Here is a 15,396-nt window from a genome sequence, read left to right on the forward strand (position 1 = left end):
TGTCGTCACGACGCTCGAAGGAACGGCCGCCACCGCGGTTGTCGTCCCGGCGCTCGAAGGAACGGGGAGCACCACCACGGTTGTCGTCACGACGGTCGTCGCGGCGGAAGCCGCCACCACGGTTGTCGTCACGACGCTCGAAGGAACGGCCGCCACCGCGGTTGTCGTCCCGGCGCTCGAAGGAACGGGGAGCACCACCACGGTTGTCGTCACGACGGAAGCCGCCACGGTTGTCGTCACGACGGTCGTCGCGGCGGAAGCCGCCACCACGGTTGTCGTCACGACGCTCGTAGGAACGGCCGCCACGGTCGTCCCGGTCCGTGTCCTGAGCCACCGGCTGCTCGGGTACGGCCGCCTCGGCCGCGACCGCGGCCTGCGCCTCGGCCACCGCGGCCTCCGGGTCCTCACCCTGCTCACGGGCGGCACGGGCGACCAGACGGTCGGCCTCCTCGCGCAGCTCGCTCGCACGGCGCTGCGCCCGCTCCAGCTCCTTGGAGAGCTGGGCGACCTCGCGCTCGGCCTGCTGAGCCGCGTTGCCCGCGGACTCGGCCTGGACCTCGGTCATCGAACGGGCGCCGGTGATCTCGGCGACCTCGGGCTCGAAGGCCGTACCGGAGTTGATGATGTGACGGCCGGCGTCGACGCCCGCGTCCTCCATCAGCCGGAAGATCTGGCGGCGCTGGTGCGGCAGCGAGAGCGAGACGACCGTGCCCGTACGACCGGCGCGGGCCGTACGGCCGGCGCGGTGCAGGTAGTCCTTGTGGTCACCGGCCGGGTCCACGTTCAGGACCAGGTCGATGCCGTCGACGTGGATGCCGCGGGCGGCGACGTCGGTCGCGACGAGCGCGTTGACGTAGCCCTTCTTGAAGTCCTCAAGCACCCGGGTGCGCGCGCCCTGCGTCATACCGCCGTGCAGCGCGTCGGCCTTCACGCCGGAGTCGCACAGCTGCTCGGCGATGCGGTCGGCGCCCAGCTGGGTGCGGACGAAGATGATCGTGCGGCCCTTGCGGGAGGCGATCGCGGAGGTGACCGGCGCCTTGTCCTTGGGCTTCACGATGAGGATGTGGTGCGACATCGTCGTGACGTTGCCCTGCGCGCTGTCGACCTCGTGCGTGACCGGGTCCTTCAGGTAGCGCTTGACCAGCGTGGAGATCTCGTTCTCCATCGTGGCCGAGAAGAGCATCCGCTGGCCGCCGGCCGGGACCTGGTCGAGCAGCTCGGTGACCTCGGGCAGGAAGCCCAGGTCCGACATCTGGTCGGCCTCGTCGATGACGGCGATCTGGATGTTCTCCAGGGAGCAGGCGCCGCGGTTGATGATGTCGCGCAGCCGGCCCGGGGTGGCGACGAGGACGTCGACGCCGCGCTCCAGGGCGTAGATCTGGTTGCCCATCGACGTACCGCCGCAGACGACCTTCATCTTGAGGCCGAGGACGTCGCCGTAGGGCTGCAGCGCGTCGGCGACCTGCATGGCGAGCTCGCGGGTCGGCGTGAGGATGACGGCGCGCGGCTTGTGCTTCTCGGTGCGGCCGCCGGCCAGCTGGGCCAGGGCCGGCAGGCCGAAGGAGAGGGTCTTGCCGGAGCCGGTGCGGCCACGGCCGAGGATGTCCTTGCCGGCCAGGGCGTCCGGGATGGTCGCGGCCTGGATCGGGAAGGGGGAGGTCACGCCGTTCTGGGCGAGCTTGCGCACGACGCCCTCGGGGAGACCGAGGCTCGCGAACGTGACCTCGGGGGTGTCGGCCACGCCCTCGGTGCTCTCGTTCTCGGGCACGACGGCGTGATCAGTACTGGAAATGGACATGCGTATGCGAAACCTTCCGGAGTCTCGTCGGCACGCGCCCGTCAACTCCGTGTTTCGCAATACGACCGCCTCTATGCGGTCAGCCACGGCAAGGGAGAGAACGCGCCACACGGCGCGCTCTTTTTCGGCGCCGGGCAATGGGATCAAACGATCTACCACCATACGCACCCACCACCCCCCAAGGCAAACCGGGCCCCAGGGACTAGACGTACGTCACACCCCAGGCCGGACCGGGTGCCGGGCACAGCGGACGGGGCACGGAGCGGACCGGCGCCGGAGCGGACGGGCACTAGACCGGCGACCCGGCCTGCGGGGCCGGCTCCCGCTCCCCCAGCTGCGGCCCCGGCGGCTCGTGCGCCGACGACGACGGCTCGGCGGACGGCGGCTCCGGGGACGGCGAGGGCGGCGGCGGGTCCGAGGGGGTCGGCTGCGGCTCGACCGTACGTGTGGGGGTCGGCGCGGGCCCGGTCGGGTCGGGGCCCGGCCGGTCCGGCTTGCCCTTCCCCGGCTTGGCGCCCGCCGAGGCCGACGCGCTCGCCTTCGCCGACGTGGACGCCGAGGGCGACGCCGACTCCCCCTCGCCCTTCTTGTGCCTGTCGTGTCCGTGCTTGCCGTCGCCGGCCCCGGCGCCGAACCCCGGGCCGCCGCCGGACCCCGCCGCCCCGCCGTCGGGAGCCTCACCACCTCGATGTCCGGCGGAGTGCGAGGGCTTCGCGCTCCCGCCGCCGTCGTCGTCGCCGACGCTCATGCAGCCGGCGGCGGCGGCGACGGCCATGACCGTGGCGGCCAGACGGACGGGTACGTACAAGGGGCGCACGGGCGGCCACCTCCGGTGGAGGGTGAAGGAGTCAACCTGTCCAACTCCCGCCGCCCACAAGAGGACACGCGACCTGCGTCACACGGCGTTCACCCGTACCCGAGTGCGTGCAGCCGGGCGTCGTCGATCCCGAAGTGGTGGGCGATCTCGTGCACCACCGTCACCTCGGTCTCCGCGACGACCTCCTCCCGCGTCCCGCACATCCGCAGCGTCGGCCCCCGGTAGATGGTGATCCGGTCCGGCAGCACCCCCGCGTACCACTCCCCGCGATCGGTCAGCGGCGTCCCCTCGTAGAGCCCGAGCAGCTCGGGATCGTCCGCCGGCGGCTCGTCCTCGACGAACACCGCGACGTTGTCCATCAGCCGTGTCAGCTCCGGCGGAATCCGGTCCAGCGACTCGGCGACCAGTTCCTCGAACTCCTCGCGCGTCATCTCCAGCACAGGCCCATTGTCCGGTACGCGGCCGTCGCGGGAGAGTCGGGAGCACGCCCGGGAGTCGGGAACGGGCCCGCATATCCACACGCGCACTTGGGCATACGCGACCAATGGCACGCGTCCCCCTCGCCGTCCGGAACATCGCGCACACCCTGCGCAGGGCTCCGCGCGCCCTGGCCCGCCACTACCGCGTCCGCCGGCCCCACCCGTCCTTCGAGCTGGTCCCCCAGCCGCATCCCTGGGCCCGCGCCCTCGGCCTGGTCGCGGTGGTCGTCCTCGGCGCCTGGCTGGGCCTGCTGATCGTCGGCAACGTACGGGCCCCGGTCGGCCCCATGGACACGACGATGACCCTGCGTCCCTCCCTCACCGGCGGCACGAAGATCAACGTCTCGCCGCTCGGCGCGCTCCAGCTCGACAGCCACCACGCCCCGGTCCGCCTCGACGTCAACGTCGACCAGCTCGACCCGGTCCGCTCGCAGGCCCTGGTCGACCACCCCGAGCGCCTCTCCGGCCTTCAGGACGAGGTCGCCGAGGACGTCGAACACGGCACCCTCGACCTGGCCGTACGCTCCTGCGTCGCCGTCGTCGCCGGAGCCACCACCCTCGGCCTCGCGGTCTACCGCCGCCCCCGCCGGGCCCTCGCGGCCGGCGGACTGGCCCTGACCCTGCTGGCCGCCTCGGGCGGCACGGCGTACGCCACCTGGAACCCCGAATCCGTCCTGGAGCCGAAGTTCTCCGGCCTGCTCTCCTCGGCCCCGTCCCTGGTCGGCAACGCACGCAGCATCGTCACCGAATTCGACGTCTACCAGAAGGAGCTGGCCCGCCTGGTGACGAACGTGACGAAGCTCTACGACGCCACCTCCACGCTCCCCACCTACGCGCCCGACCCCTCCACCATCCGTGTCCTGCACGTCTCCGACATCCACCTCAACCCGGCGAGCTGGCAGATCATCTCGTCGCTGGTGGAGCAGTACAAGGTCGACGTGATCGTCGACTCCGGCGACACGATGGACCACGGCTCGGCCGCCGAGAACGGCTTCCTGGACCCCATCGAGGACCTCGGCGCCCCCTACGTCTGGGTGCGCGGCAACCACGACTCCCGCACCACCCAGCGCTACCTCGAAGGCCTGGAGAACGTGCACGTCCTGGACGACGGCAGGGCCGAGACCGTCGCCGGCCTGCGGTTCGCCGGGATCGGCGACCCCCAGTTCACCCCCGACCGCTCGAACGACCCCGGCGCCGAGGAGTCCCAGGAACAGGCGGGCTCCCTGCTGGCCACGGCCCTGCGCGCCCAGCAGGCCGCCGGCACCCCCGTCGACGTGGCCGTCGCGCACGAGCCGTCGGCCGCCCGCGAGGTGGACGGCACGGTCCCGCTGGCCCTGGCCGGCCACCTCCACCACAACGAGACGGAGATCCTCAGGAACGGCACCCGCCTGCGGATCGAGGGCTCGACGGGCGGCAGCGGCCTGCGCGCCATCGAGGGCAAGTACCCCGACCCCATCGAGGCGTCGATCCTCTACATGGACCGCGACACCCGCCGCCTCCAGGCCTGGGACGAGATCAAGCTCGGCGGCCTCGGCCTCACGACCGCCGAGGTCAGCCGTCACCTGGTCGAGGAGAACCAGCCGGGGGCCACCCGGACCCCGACCCCGAGCCCGAGCCCGAGCCCGAGCGGGTCCACCCCCTAGGGCGGCGTGGACTGCGCCTATTCGGTTTGGTCCCGGCCCTGACGCCGTAGTACAGTCGCGCCGTACCGGCCCTCATCGTCTAGCGGCCTAGGACGCCGCCCTTTCAAGGCGGTAGCACGGGTTCGAATCCCGTTGGGGGTACTTCATCACTTCGCGCCGAGCATTCGACGCAGCCGCAGGGTACTGAGCGCGACCGCCGTACCGACTGCGAGGACGAAAGCCCCCAGGAGCAGGAAATATCCGGCCAGGGGCATGACCGTGGTCAGCCGGAACAACTGGCCTCCCACCACCACACCCACCGCGCCGAACAGGCCGTTCACCGCGAGCAGTCGGCTGGTGCTGCCGGGCGGTGCGACCGCGGCGGCCAGCGCCAGGCCGGCCGGTGCGAGGGCGATCTCGCCGCAGGAGTAGAGCAGGTAGACCAGCAGCAGCCAGTACGGGCCGACCGGGCCGTGCTCGGCGAGCCGGGCCGCGACCGCCATCAGCACGAAGCTCAGCCCGGCCGCGATCAGCGCCCCCGCGAACTTGACGGGCGCGTCGACACGCGGCCCCGCACGCCGCCAGAGGCGGGCGACGAACGGGGCTGCCAGCAGGACGAAGAGCGGGTGCACGGACTGGAACCAGCTGGCGGGGACCTCGAAGCCGAGCAGGCCCCGGTCGGTGTGACGCTCCGCGAACAGGCTGAGCACCGAGCCGCTCTGCGCGAAGATCATCCAGAACGCGGCCGAGGCCGCCATCAGCGCCGTGAACCCGGTGAGTCGGCGCCGCTGCTCCGCCCCGGGCGGGGCGGCCCGGCGCAGTGAGCGCAGGTACCAGAACGGGAGGGTGACCGTGGTCAGGCCGAGGACGGCGAGCACCGCGGGCAGCGGCAGCAGTCCGAGGGACGCCGGGACGACCAGCAGGGCGGCCAGCGCCCCCGTGGCCCCCGCGGCACGCCTGAGCATCGCGGCGGCCTCGGCGTGCGGCACCGGGCGGGAGGGACGTGCGCCCACCTCCCCGTACCGGCGCCGGCCGAGGGCGAACTGGACCAGGCCCGCCGTCATGCCGACGGCAGCCGCCGCGAAGCCCAGGTGCCAGGCGACGCGCTCCGCCAGCAGGCCGGTCACGACGGGGGCGACGAGCGCGCTGACCTGGATGCACAGGTAGAAGAGCGAGAAGGCGGCCTCACGGCGGCCCTCCCCGTCCCCGCTGACCCCCGCGACCATCGCCGCCATGGCCGGCTTGACCAGGCCGGTGCCCGCGACGACCAGCAGCAGCCCGGCGTAGAGCGTGCCCGTCACCGGGACCGCGAGGACCGCGTGGCCGCAGGTGATGAGGACCCCGCCGAGCAGGACCGCCCGGCGGGCGCCCAGCACCCGGTCGGCGAGCCAGCCGCCGGGCAGGCCGGCCATGAAGCTCAGCGACATGTACGCCGCGAAGACCGCGGTGGCAGTCTGCGGGGCCATGCCCAGGCCGCCGCGGGCCTCGGAGGCGGTCAGGTACAGCACCAGGATCGCCGCCATGCCGAAGAAGCTGAACCGCTCCCACAGATCGACCGCGAGCAGGGTGCCGAAGCCGGGGCTGCGGCCCCGGCCCGTCCGCACCGTCACGCGTGGGGTGGCGGAGTCTGCGGCCGAAACGGAAACGGCGGAAACGGCGGAGGTCTCGGGGACACCGGGCGGGCCGGAGGCTGCCGTGGCGGTCCGGGGAGCCCCGGAAACCCCGGAGGCCGTGCGGGCCCCAGGCGCTCCGGAGTCCGCGGGCGTGGTGTTCGGTGGGGGATCCGGTGTGGTGTGCGAGGTCTTCACCCGTGGTCACCGGGCCGGTTTGAGGGCCGCTCCGGCCAGCATCGCGAGGCTCGGGTCGGGGGTGTCCACCGGTTCGGGGCGCCACAGCGGGGCGCGGACCACGCCGGGCTCCAGGAGCTCGAAGTCCCCGAAGAGTGCGGCGAGTTCCCGGTTGTCGCGCCAGATGACCTGGCTCACCGCGCCCCGGTACTGCTCGGCGGCCTCCGGTGCGGCCCGCGGGACCTCCTCCGCGCCGGCGTGCGAGATCACCAGGGCGCTGCCGGGCGCGAGCCCCTCGGTGTACTGCCCGACCAGGGCGAGCGGATCGTCCGCGTCCGGGACGAAGTGCAGTACGGCGGCGAGGATCAGCGCGACCGGCTGCCCGAAGTCGATCAGCCGACGGGTGTCGGGCGCGTCCAGGATCTCCCGGGACTTGTACAGATCGCCCTGGAAGACGGCCGCCCGGGGTTCGTCGGCCAGCAGGGCCCGGCCGTGCGCGACGGCCACCGGGTCGATGTCGACGTAGACGACCTTGCTGTCCGGGTGGGCGGCGAGGGCCACGTCGTGGACGTTGCCCTCGGCCGGGATGCCGGAGCCGATGTCCAGGAACTGGCGTATGCCGAGCGCCGACAGTTCCCTTACCGCGCGGCGCAGGAAGGCGCGGTTGGCCTTCAGGGTGGCGGGGAGGTCCGGGTTGCCGGCGGCGACCTTGCGGGCGAGTTCCCGGTCCGCCGGGAAGTTGTGGGTGCCGCCGATCCAGTGGTCGTAGACCCGGGCGATGCTCGGGGTGTCGATGTCGACCTCCGGGGGCGCCCAGGCGGGGCGCTCGGTGTCCTGCTGTTCCACGGGTGTCTCCTCCAGGAGCCGATAGGCGGGGGCGGGGCGGGTGGGCTGTTACGCCGTGAACACCGGGAGTTCCTCGAGGCCGCGCATCATCAGGCTGCTGCGCCAGCGCAGTTCGCCCACGTCCACGGCGGGCCGCAGCGCGGGGAAGCGTGCGAAGAGGCGGCTGAGGACGATCTGCCCTTCGAGCCGGGCCAGCGGGGCGCCCAGGCAGTGGTGGATGCCGTGGCCGAAGGCGACCGAGGCGCTGTGGGACCGGGTGACGTCCAGGCTGTCCGGGTCGGGGTAACGGGCCGGGTCCCGGCCTGCGGCGCCGAGCGAGATGGTCACGAACTCGCCCTCGGGGATGACCACGGAGCCGACCTCGACGGGTTCGGTGGTGAACCGCCAGGTGGCGTTGGTGACCGGGCCGTCGTAGCGGAGGAACTCCTCCACGGCCGCGGGCCACAGGGAAGCGTCCGCGGCGAGCTGCTCGCGCACCTCGGGGTGGGTGAGCAGGGCGAGGGCGCCGTTGCCGATGAGGTTGACCGTGGTCTCGTGGCCGGCCACCAGCAGCAGGAACGCCATGGAGATCAGCTCGTCGGACGACAGCTGGTCGCCGGCGTCCTGGGCGTGCACGAGATCGGTGAGCATGTCGTCGGCCGGTTCGGCCCGCTTGGTCTCGATCAGCGCCTTCAGGTAGGCGATCATCGACGCGCTGGCCTCGCGGACCTCTTCGGTGCCCGCGCCGGAGACGAGCAGGTTGGACCAGCGGCGGAACGCGGCCCGGTCGTCCGGGGGCACACCGAGCAGCCAGCAGATGACCGTGAACGGCACCGGAAAGGCCAGGGCCTCCATCAGGTCCACCTCGGCGTGCCTGGCGACGGCTTCCAGCAGTTCGTCGGTGAGTTCTGTGATGCGGGGCCGCAGGGACTCGACCCGGCGTGCGGTGAAGGCCCGGCCGACGAGCCGGCGCAGCCGGGTGTGGTCCGGCGGGTCGCTGTCGAGCATGTGCACGCTGAGGACGTGCGGGAACTGGCTGCGCTCCCCCGACTCCGCGAGGAACTCCCGCTGCTTGTCGGGGTCGGCGAAGTTGTGCGGGATGAGGTCCCTGCCGACCCGCATGTCCTTGCTCAGCCGGGGGTCGGCGAGCAGCTCCCGGGCGTGCTCGTACCCGGTGACCAGCCAGGTGCGCAGTCCGTTCGGCGTCATCACGGGCACGGCGGGGGCGGTCTGCCGCAGTCCGGCCAGCGCCTCGTGCGGGTTCTGGTGGAAGGCGGGTGTGAACAGGTCGGCCGGCGGGGTGTCCGTGCGGGCCATTCTCAGGCTCCTTCCGTGACGTGGGCCAACTCGGCCGGGTAGTGGGCGAGTTCCCGGTAGATCTCGAAGGGGCGGTCCCGGTCGGTGTCGCGGAACCGCCGTAGCGGGGCGGTCTGTTCCTTGTGCGCGGCGCCCTTCTCCCAGGCGGTGAACGCCTCCCAGTCGGACCAGCGGCTGACCACGACGTAGCCGCGCGGGTCGCCGAGCGGGTGCAGCAGCTTGTTGCCGAGCAGCCCGGCGGTGCCCGCCATCCGGCGGCTGGCCTCGTGGTACGCGTCCAGCACCGGGACCGGGTCGTCGCTCAGGTGGTAGAGCACCACCTCCACGGCACCGGAGGCCGCTTCGGAGGTCACGACGCGGCGCCGGTGAGGGCGGCGACGACGTGCATGGTCGTCATGGAGCCGCCGCTGCGGTACGGATGCAGTTTCTGGCGGTGTTCCAGGTGCCGGTCGCTGGTCTCGAATTCGCGGAAGCGCGGCTCGTCCACCCAGTCGCTGACGATGTAGTAGACGCCGTTCTCCTCGGCGCTGCGGGACAGCCACTGGCCGAGGTTGGCGGGATGCGTGGTGACGGAGTCGCCGACCTCCAGCCACACCTTCTCGAACTCGTGTCCCATGTCGGGCTTGATCTGCATGCGCAACATGACCCGGAACACCTGGTCGGACATCTCGGCCATGTCAGATGCCCCCGTCGACGTTGATCGTCTCGCCGGTGATGTAGGCGGAGACGTCGCTGAGCAGGAACAGCACCGGGCCGGCCAGTTCCTCGACGGTGCCGAGGCGGGCGAGCGCGGTCTTGCGGGAGTAGGTGGCCCGCATTCCGTCGGCACGGTCGGCGGGCATGGTGTCGAAGGCCTCGGTCTCGATCACGCCGGGGGCGACCACGTTGACCCGGATGCCCTGCGGGCCGAGTTCCTTGGCGAGCGAGCGGGTCATCCCGATCATGGCGGCCTTGGCGGCGGTGTAGTGGGCGCGCAGCGGGATGCCCGCCGCGGCGCCGCGCGAGCCGATGTTGACGACCGAGGAGCCGGCGCCGAGCAGCGGCAGCGCCTGCTGGATGACCCGGTAGGCGGCCGTGAGGTTGGTGTCGAGGATCCGCGACCACTCCTCGGCGGGCAGCTCCGCGAACGGGATGTGGCTGATCACTCCCGCGTTGTTGACGATGCCGTCGAGCCGCCCGAAGCGGTCCTTGGCCTCACCGACGAGCCGGTCGACCTCAGCGATGTCGCCGACGTCCGCGCGCAGCACGTGGTGGTCGCCGGCGGTCTCCTTGAGGGCGGCGGTCAGGCTGTCGACGGCCTCGCTCTCCTGCCGGTAGCAGGTGAGGACGTCGGCGCCGGAGCGGGCCGCGGCGAGGACGATGCCCCGGCCGATGCCCCGGGTGCCGCCGGTGACGATCAGTTTCCTGCCGTGCAGTGCGAGTTCCACTGGGGGTACCTCCTGGGCTGGGTCGCGGCTCACACGCAGCCGTCGACGTGGATGTTCTGGCCGGTGACGTACGTGGCGTGGTCGCTGACGAGGAAGAGCACGGCCTGGGCGATGTCGTCGACGGTCCCGAGCCGGCCGAGCGCGCTGAAGGAGGCGAACATGGCGCGCTGCCGTCGGGCTTCCTCGGCGGGCAGTTCGTCGAGCGCCTCGGTGTCGATCCGGCCGGGGGAGACGGTGTTGACGCGGATGCCGCGCGGCCCGAGTTCCCGGGCCAGCGAGCGGGTCATGCCGATGAGCGCGGACTTCACGGCGGTGTAGTGGACGCCGCCGGCCATGCCGATGAAGGCGACCGTGGAGCCGATGTTGACGACCGAGGAGCCGGCGCCGAGCAGCGGCAGGGTGCGGCGGGTGACGAGGTGGGTGGCGGTGAGGTTGCCCTGCAGGGTGGCGGCCCACTCGGCCGGGCCGAGTTCCTCGTACGGCTGGGGGCGGAACGTGCCGGCGTTGTTGACCACGGCGTCCAGCCCGCCGAGGCTCGCCTCGCACTCGGCGGCCAGCCGGTCCACGTCGGCCTCGTCGGCGACGTCGGCGCGCAGCACCTGGTGCTTGCCCGGGGTGCCGGCGAGTTCCTCCTCCAGGGTGGCGACGGCCTCGCCGGGGGTGCGGTAGCAGGTGACGACGTCCGCGCCGGCGCGGGCCGCGGCGAGCACGATGCCCCGGCCGATGCCGCGGCTGCCGCCTGTCACCAGGAGCCGCTTGCCCTCCAGTTGGCGGCCGGCCCGGGCCGCGGTCTCCACCTTGGCCTTGATCAGCCGCATCTGGACGGCGGTGTTGCGGTTGAGGCGGGCGGTCATCCCTGCGTCGTCGATCGGGGCACCGGGCTTCATCTCGAAGTCCTGGAGCCAGCGCATCCGTACGCCGCCGGGCACCTCCTCGTACTCCCAGCGGATGTTCATGTACGCGAAGGGGCCGGTCTCGACCCGGCGGGCCACGACGGTGCGGGTGACCGGGTCGGGGGTGCGCTCGGAGACCCAGCTCCAGACCGTGCCGGTCTCGTCCGGGTGCAGGGCGAGCCGGAAGGTGACGGTGTCGCCGGCCCGGCCGAGGATCTCGGCGGAGGCGTACTCGCTGAACAGCCGCGGCCAGGAGGCCACGTCGTTGGTCATCGTCCACACCAGGTCCATCGGTGCCTCGACGACGATCGCGTTGTCGGTGTGTCCTGCGTGTCCTGCCATCAGACGCGGGCCTCCGTGAGCCGGGCGTGCACGTAGGCGAGGGCCTCTCGCGGGGTCTGGGTGTGTGCCAGGTCGCCGTCGGGGATCTGGATGCCGTACTCGCGCTCCACGCGGTTGACCAGCTCCAGCAGTGCGAGGGAGTCGTAGCCGAGGTCGGAGAACGTGGTGTCGGCGAAGTGCTCGCCGTCGAGGTCGGTCTGCTCGTCGACGCCGGCGCCGGCGCGCAGGATCCGCCGTAGGTCGTCGAGGGTGAACTCCGGCATTTGGAGCCGCCTTTCGGGCTGTCGTGGGTCGGGGTCGGTCGTTGGTCGTTGGTCGTTGGTCGGCTGCGGGTGAGTGGGAGCTGGTCGCGCCCGCACGGCGGAGCCGCATATCGATACGGCCCCGCGCCCCTGAATGCGGGCTGCGCCCGCATGGGCGGTTGGCTGCAGGTGGGTCGGTCGTGGGCTGTGGGGCCGGTTGTCGGTCGGCTGCGGGGTGGTGGGGGCCGGTCGCGCCCGCACGGCGGAGCCGCGTGTCGATACCGGCCCGCGCCCCTAGGCGGGCTGTGCCCTCATGGGGCGGTCGCCCGCCCCGACCAGTAGCGCGGAGGTGAAGCCGCCGTGGCCGCGGGCCAGGATCAGGGCGGTGCGGGGGTCGGTCCGGCGTGGGCGGTCGAGGACGAGGTCGATCTCGCAGCCGGGGGCCGGGCGGGCGAGGCCGGCGGTGTGCGGGACCACGCCCGCGCTCAGGGCGAGCAGCGCGGTCGCCACATCCAGCGCGGCGCCGCCCCCGTAGAGGCGTCCCGTGAGGGTCTTCGGCGCGGTCACCGGCACTTCGCCGGGGCCGAAGACCTCGGTGATCGCGCGGGCCTCGGCCAGGTCCTCGGCGGGTACGCCGGAGGCGTCGGCGAAGACCATGTCGACGGCGTCCGGGGTGAGTCCGGCGTCGGCGAGCGCGCGCCGGACGACGGACACCAGCACCGAGTGGCGTGCGGCGGTGCCGTCCGTCGTGGGGTCGAAACCGGCTGCGTAGCCGAGGAGTTCGCCGTACGACGGGACTCCGCGGGCCCGTGCCGCCTCGGCGTTCTCGACGACGAGGATGGCGCCGCCCTCGCCCGGGACGAAGCCGGAGGCGGCCGCGTCGAAGGGCAGGTAGGCGCGGGCGGGATCGTCCTCGGTGGACAGGTGGCCGGTGGACAACTGTGCCACCAGGCCGTACGGGCACAGCGAGGCGTCGGTGCCGCCGCTGAGGACGAGCCGGGAGCCGGTGTCCAGCAGTCGGCGGGACTGGCCCAGGGCGTCCAGGCCGCCGGCCTGCTCGCCGCAGATGACCCCGCAGGGGCCGCGCATGCCGTGCCGGATGGAGACCTGGCCGGTGGTGGCCGCGTAGAACCAGGCGATCGACTGGTAGGCGCCGACCCAGGAGGAGCCCTGCCGGTAGAGGTTCTCCATCTCGTGCTGGCCGAACTCGGTGCCGCCCGAGGAACTGGCCGTCACCACCGCCATCTCGTACTCCGGCAGGGTCGCCGGATCGGCGGCGGCGTCCGCGAGGGCGTCCTCGGCGGCGGCCAGCGCGAAGTGCGTGAACCGGTCGGTCTGCGGCACGAGTCGTCCCGGGACCTGTTCACCGGCCCGGAAGCCGGGGACCTCACCGGCGACCCGGACGGGGTAGCCGGTCGGGTCGAACCGGGTGATCCGGCCGATGCCGCTCTTGCCCGCGAGCACCGACTCCCAGTGCCGGGCGGCGCCGATCCCGGTCGGCGCGACCACGCCGATCCCGGTGACCACGGACCGGCCGCGGCGGCCGGGGCGGATGCCGGAGGCGCTCATGCCGCCTCCCCTCGCGCGGCGGCGGGCCGGCCGAGGACCATCGCCGTCTGGAAGCCGCCGAAGCCGCTGCCCACGCTGAGCACGCGGTCCATACGGTGCTCCCGTGCCGTCACCGGTACGTAGTCGAGGTCGCACTCGGGGTCGGGGGTGGAGAGGTTGGCGGTCGGCGGGACGACCTGGTGGCGCAGGGCGAGGGCGCAGGCGGCGATCTCCAGGGAGCCGATGGCGCCGAGCGAGTGCCCGATCATCGACTTGATGGAGCTGACCGGCACCTCGTGGGCGCGTTGCCCGAGGCTGCGCTTGAACGCGGCGGTCTCGTGCCGGTCGTTCTGCTTGGTGCCCGAGCCGTGCGCGTTGATGTAGTCGATGTCGCCGGGGTCGAGCCGCGCCCGGTCCAGGGCGACGCGGATGGCCTCGGCCATCTCCCGGCCGTCGGGCTTGAGTCCGGTCATGTGGAAGGCGTTGCTGCGGCCGGCGAAGCCGAGGATCTCGGCGTACACGGTGGCGCCGCGGCGTCTGGCGGACTCCAGCTCCTCGATCACCATGACGGCGGAGCCCTCGCCGAGGACGAAGCCGTCGCGCCGCCCGTCGAAGGGCCGGGAGGCGTGTTCGGGGTCGTCGTTGTTGGCGGTGGTGGCCTTGATGGCGTCGAAGCAGGCGGCGGTGATCGGCGACAGCGGGGCGTCGGTCGCACCGGCGAGTACGACGTCGGCGGTGCCCTCCTCGATGAGCTGGACGGCGTGCCCGACGGCGTCCAGGCCCGAGGTGCAGCCGGTGGAGATCAGCGCCACCGGCCCCTCGGCCCCGGCCTGCCGGGCCACCTCGACGGCGAGGGTGCTGGGCACCATGTAGCCGTAGAGGTGGGGGACGCCGTAGCTGTGGTCGACCAGCCAGTGGCGGCCGTCGTCGGAAAGGACCGCGTACTCCTCCTCCAGGCCCATGGTGCAGCCGACGGCGCTGCCGATGCTCACCGCGACCCGCTCCGGGTCGGCGCCGGGCAGTTCGATGCCGCTGTCCGCGACGGCCTCGCGGGCGGCGACGACCGCGAACTGGCCGGCCCGGTCCATCCGGCGCACTTCCTGCGGGGTGAGCCCGGCGGCGAGCGGGTCGAAGTCGCACTCGGCGGCCACCCGGGAGCGGAACCCGGCCGGGTCGAACAGGCTGATGCGGCGGGTGGCGGTACGGCCGGCGGTGAGCAGGTCCCAGTAGGCCTCCCGGCCGTGCCCGCCGGGAGCCACGGCCCCCACTCCGGTGATCACCGCGCGCCGCTCGGGTGGCGTCATCGGGCCGCTCCGACATCGGGGTTGCCCGCGCTCGTGTCGAGCGGCTGCTCGGTGTCGACGTGGCCGAGCTCGGGACGCGGCGCGAGCGGGGAGAGGTGGAACACCGCCTCGGCCGGCACGGAACCGGTGTTCACCAGCCGGTGGCGTACCCCGATGGGCACCAACAGCGAGTCGCCGGGGCCGAGTTCGACCGGGGCGCCGCCGTCCAGCGTCATCTCCAGGCGGCCCTGTACGACGTGCAGGAACTCCTCGGAGTACGGGTGGTAGTGCTCGGTGACGTGGTGACCGGCGGCCAGCCGCAGCACCCCGCCGAAGCCCGACGTGCAGCCCACGGTCTTGGGGCTGAGGGTGACGCGGATGTCGCCGCCGCGCTTGGTGTTGGCGGCGACCTCGTTCGCACAGACCCTGGTGGTGGCGGGGGCGCTCATCGGGCACCGCCGAGGTTCGCGGACCGGGGGGCGCTCGTCTGCGGGCCCTGCTCGGGCGTCCAGGAGTAGAACGGGACGGCCATCGCGTCCTTGGGCTCACGCCAGTCGGGATCGTAGGGCGAGATGAACTGGCCGAGCCGGGTGTTGATCTCGTTGTAGAGCGGGTGGCTGCGCGCCTTGTACAGGTTCGGCGCGATGTCCTGGTCGGCCTCCACCAGGTGGAAGTACAGGTTGTGGAACGCGAAGAGCGTCCGCCTCGACACGCCCACCAGATGCGGCAGTTCGGTGCTGTCCGAGTCGGCGAAGACCTGCGCGACGCCCTCGGCGTCGGCGAGGTCCATCCTCGCCACGATCAGTGTGCGGTGCACGATGCCCTCCCGGCTTGTCGGTTCTGTGTTCACCCTGGTCGGCGAGGGTCGAGGCGCTCTCGAAGGCGCCTGGAAATCCGCTGACGGCGCGGGCGGGGGGCCATGGGGCGCGGGGCGCGGGGGCCTGTCGGTGCAGTCCCGCGCCCCGGAGCGGGCTGCGGCCACGGGTGTCGGTCGGCTGCGGGTACGTGGGGGCTGG

16 protein-coding genes, 1 tRNA gene and 1 pseudogene are annotated in these 15,396 nt (G+C 72.8%); 2 read left to right on the forward strand and 16 right to left on the reverse strand.

Annotated features, from left to right (window positions below; all coding sequences use genetic code 11):
- The 3 genes from ACZ5VD_RS12675 to ACZ5VD_RS12685 all read right to left on the reverse strand — a co-directional run.
- The coding region (locus tag ACZ5VD_RS12675) for a DEAD/DEAH box helicase (RefSeq protein WP_468682224.1) at positions 1-1,798 on the reverse strand (1,798 nt) is incomplete at its 3' end.
- A gap of 289 nt (positions 1,799-2,087) precedes the next feature.
- Complete coding sequence (locus ACZ5VD_RS12680) at positions 2,088-2,615, reverse strand: hypothetical protein (RefSeq protein ID WP_468550277.1); 528 nt, start codon at positions 2,613-2,615, stop codon at positions 2,088-2,090.
- 89 nt (positions 2,616-2,704) lie between these two features.
- A complete protein-coding gene (locus ACZ5VD_RS12685; RefSeq protein ID WP_468550276.1) occupies positions 2,705-3,055 on the reverse strand; it encodes a metallopeptidase family protein in 351 nt (116 codons plus the stop codon).
- Positions 3,056-3,159: 104 nt separating this feature from the next.
- Between ACZ5VD_RS12685 and ACZ5VD_RS12690 the strand changes: the two genes are divergently transcribed.
- Together ACZ5VD_RS12690 and ACZ5VD_RS12695 are read left to right on the forward strand one after the other, a co-directional pair.
- Entirely contained in the window at positions 3,160-4,737 is a 1,578-nt protein-coding gene (locus tag ACZ5VD_RS12690; RefSeq protein WP_468682225.1) for a metallophosphoesterase family protein, read from the forward strand.
- Positions 4,738-4,805: 68 nt separating this feature from the next.
- Positions 4,806-4,878 (forward strand) — tRNA-Glu (locus tag ACZ5VD_RS12695).
- Positions 4,879-4,883: 5 nt separating this feature from the next.
- Here ACZ5VD_RS12695 and ACZ5VD_RS12700 read toward each other — a convergent pair.
- From ACZ5VD_RS12700 to ACZ5VD_RS12760, 13 genes and pseudogenes are all read right to left on the reverse strand, one after another.
- On the reverse strand, positions 4,884-6,326 hold the full coding sequence (locus ACZ5VD_RS12700; protein WP_468682226.1) for a peptide MFS transporter: 1,443 nt from the start codon (positions 6,324-6,326) through the stop codon (positions 4,884-4,886).
- A 204-nt stretch (positions 6,327-6,530) separates the two neighbouring features.
- On the reverse strand, positions 6,531-7,349 hold the full coding sequence (locus ACZ5VD_RS12705) for an SAM-dependent methyltransferase (RefSeq protein WP_468550273.1): 819 nt from the start codon (positions 7,347-7,349) through the stop codon (positions 6,531-6,533).
- 48 nt (positions 7,350-7,397) lie between these two features.
- A complete protein-coding gene (locus tag ACZ5VD_RS12710) occupies positions 7,398-8,645 on the reverse strand; it encodes a cytochrome P450 family protein (protein WP_468550272.1) in 1,248 nt (415 codons plus the stop codon).
- Positions 8,646-8,647: 2 nt separating this feature from the next.
- Positions 8,648-8,998 (reverse strand): antibiotic biosynthesis monooxygenase family protein, encoded by a 351-nt coding sequence (locus ACZ5VD_RS12715; RefSeq protein WP_468550271.1) that lies wholly within the window; start codon positions 8,996-8,998, stop codon positions 8,648-8,650.
- Positions 8,995-9,321 carry an antibiotic biosynthesis monooxygenase family protein gene (locus ACZ5VD_RS12720; RefSeq protein ID WP_468550270.1) on the reverse strand — a complete coding sequence of 109 codons (327 nt, stop codon included), beginning with the start codon at positions 9,319-9,321 and terminating at the stop codon, positions 8,995-8,997. Before ACZ5VD_RS12720 ends, ACZ5VD_RS12715 begins: the two co-directional genes overlap by 4 nt.
- Position 9,322: 1 nt before the next feature.
- Positions 9,323-10,072, reverse strand: coding sequence for an SDR family NAD(P)-dependent oxidoreductase (locus ACZ5VD_RS12725; protein ID WP_468682227.1), 750 nt, complete (start codon positions 10,070-10,072; stop codon positions 9,323-9,325).
- 29 nt (positions 10,073-10,101) lie between these two features.
- The gene (locus ACZ5VD_RS12730; RefSeq protein WP_468682486.1) at positions 10,102-10,869 is read right to left on the reverse strand and encodes an SDR family NAD(P)-dependent oxidoreductase; all 768 of its coding nucleotides are present in this window, start codon (positions 10,867-10,869) and stop codon (positions 10,102-10,104) included.
- Positions 10,849-11,307: pseudogene (locus tag ACZ5VD_RS12735) on the reverse strand (SRPBCC family protein); the annotation flags it as partial. The pseudogene ACZ5VD_RS12735 and the gene ACZ5VD_RS12730, both read right to left, overlap by 21 nt.
- Positions 11,307-11,570 carry an acyl carrier protein gene (locus ACZ5VD_RS12740; protein ID WP_468550268.1) on the reverse strand — a complete coding sequence of 88 codons (264 nt, stop codon included), beginning with the start codon at positions 11,568-11,570 and terminating at the stop codon, positions 11,307-11,309. The pseudogene ACZ5VD_RS12735 and the gene ACZ5VD_RS12740, both read right to left, overlap by 1 nt.
- A gap of 273 nt (positions 11,571-11,843) precedes the next feature.
- Positions 11,844-13,118 (reverse strand): ketosynthase chain-length factor, encoded by a 1,275-nt coding sequence (locus ACZ5VD_RS12745; RefSeq protein WP_468682228.1) that lies wholly within the window; start codon positions 13,116-13,118, stop codon positions 11,844-11,846.
- Positions 13,115-14,401 (reverse strand): beta-ketoacyl-[acyl-carrier-protein] synthase family protein, encoded by a 1,287-nt coding sequence (locus ACZ5VD_RS12750; protein ID WP_468550266.1) that lies wholly within the window; start codon positions 14,399-14,401, stop codon positions 13,115-13,117. The genes ACZ5VD_RS12745 and ACZ5VD_RS12750 overlap by 4 nt, the downstream gene beginning before the upstream one ends.
- The gene (locus tag ACZ5VD_RS12755) at positions 14,398-14,829 is read right to left on the reverse strand and encodes a cupin domain-containing protein (RefSeq protein WP_468682229.1); all 432 of its coding nucleotides are present in this window, start codon (positions 14,827-14,829) and stop codon (positions 14,398-14,400) included. The genes ACZ5VD_RS12750 and ACZ5VD_RS12755 overlap by 4 nt, the downstream gene beginning before the upstream one ends.
- Positions 14,826-15,197: a TcmI family type II polyketide cyclase gene (locus ACZ5VD_RS12760; RefSeq protein WP_468550264.1), complete on the reverse strand. Its 372-nt coding sequence runs from the start codon at positions 15,195-15,197 to the stop codon at positions 14,826-14,828. Before ACZ5VD_RS12760 ends, ACZ5VD_RS12755 begins: the two co-directional genes overlap by 4 nt.
- Between the last annotated feature and the right edge of the window lie 199 nt (positions 15,198-15,396).

This window comes from Streptomyces sp. NPDC032822 (assembly GCF_055578825.1).

Coding starts and splice junctions, on each gene's coding strand:
- ACZ5VD_RS12720 (WP_468550270.1), bottom strand. CDS start 9,321: ATGGCCGAGATGTCCGACCAGGTGTTCCGGGTCATGTTGCGCATGCAG.
- ACZ5VD_RS12690 (WP_468682225.1), top strand. CDS start 3,160: ATGGCACGCGTCCCCCTCGCCGTCCGGAACATCGCGCACACCCTGCGC.
- ACZ5VD_RS12710 (WP_468550272.1), bottom strand. CDS start 8,645: ATGGCCCGCACGGACACCCCGCCGGCCGACCTGTTCACACCCGCCTTC.
- ACZ5VD_RS12755 (WP_468682229.1), bottom strand. CDS start 14,829: ATGAGCGCCCCCGCCACCACCAGGGTCTGTGCGAACGAGGTCGCCGCC.
- ACZ5VD_RS12750 (WP_468550266.1), bottom strand. CDS start 14,401: ATGACGCCACCCGAGCGGCGCGCGGTGATCACCGGAGTGGGGGCCGTG.
- ACZ5VD_RS12740 (WP_468550268.1), bottom strand. CDS start 11,570: ATGCCGGAGTTCACCCTCGACGACCTACGGCGGATCCTGCGCGCCGGC.
- ACZ5VD_RS12745 (WP_468682228.1), bottom strand. CDS start 13,118: ATGAGCGCCTCCGGCATCCGCCCCGGCCGCCGCGGCCGGTCCGTGGTC.